Here is a 1,008-nt window from a genome sequence, read left to right on the forward strand (position 1 = left end):
AAGCTGAGCATCCCGGTAACCGGCTGTGATCGCTGTGCGGCGCCGCCGCCGAACTGGACCCATGCTCAGGGGCTTCGACAACGACGTCGGCTGATAGGGCCCAGGGATCAACTAGAGGCCCGCGACACGATCAATCGGTTGGTCAGCTCCACCGTTGCGAGGTACCACCAGAAGATCCAGTCCAGGAACGCTTCGTCGTAGTCGCCGCGTTGGTCGGCCTTACGGTGGCGTAGGTCGTAGCGGTTGGCGATCTCGAACAGTGCCCCCTCGTCAGGCTTGCCGATCTGCTCTTTGAGCAGGGCGCGGCGTTCCTCAAGGATCCCCGCGAGGGTGACGATCGCCGATCGCTTGCTCTCCACCGTCGTGTCGCGTCCGCGGAACAACGCGATCGCGTGGCGGATCCGGGTTGTAATGTCCGGGGCGCTGTCGTTGAGTGCGCGGTGCACCAGTGCGCTGCGGGCGTCGTCGGTGACGGCGACCAGACGCCCGAGGTCCTCTCCTTCGGCAGCCAGCTCGTACTCGATGCCAGCGCCGCGCAGCATCTGGTTGATCTTGCCCCGGTACAGGATCCGCGCCGGGCCGTTGTGGAACTCCGAGTGGTGCCACCCGCACATGTTCCAGTTGTGGAAGCGGCGCGCGCGGGGTCGGCTGACCAGGTCGTGGAACACCTCGATCAACCCGAAGAAGGTGTCCTCGTCCCATGTCTCAGGGGCCAGAGGCCACAGGTCGGGGATGCCGAGTCGCCGGTCGATCACTTCTGAGGCGTCCGGCAGATCATTGGGCTCGTCGACGCATTCCTCGCCGAACACCTCGACCAGGTAGCCACTGTCGGCGAAGCCGCTGATGATCCGTGCGAAATCACGTCGCGTGTCCTGCGGTGTGCTCCCGTTGTGTGACACGCCGCGACCTTGACGCTGTGGCCAGTACGGTCGCGGCTCGGCCGCGTGCCGCAGTTCGGCTGCACGGCTGACCAACTCGGTGAACCACGTTCGCTGGTCTATCCCGCCC

Annotated in this window: 1 protein-coding gene; it reads right to left on the bottom strand. The window is 65.5% G+C overall.

The features are described from left to right. Positions 1-107: 107 nt before the first annotated feature. Positions 108-1,008 (bottom strand): hypothetical protein (locus ACFXKA_RS43500; RefSeq protein ID WP_379431985.1); only part of this gene is annotated, 901 nt, incomplete at its 5' end.

The organism is Nocardia sp. NPDC059228, assembly GCF_042754245.1.
GTDB lineage: Bacteria > Actinomycetota > Actinomycetes > Mycobacteriales > Mycobacteriaceae > Nocardia.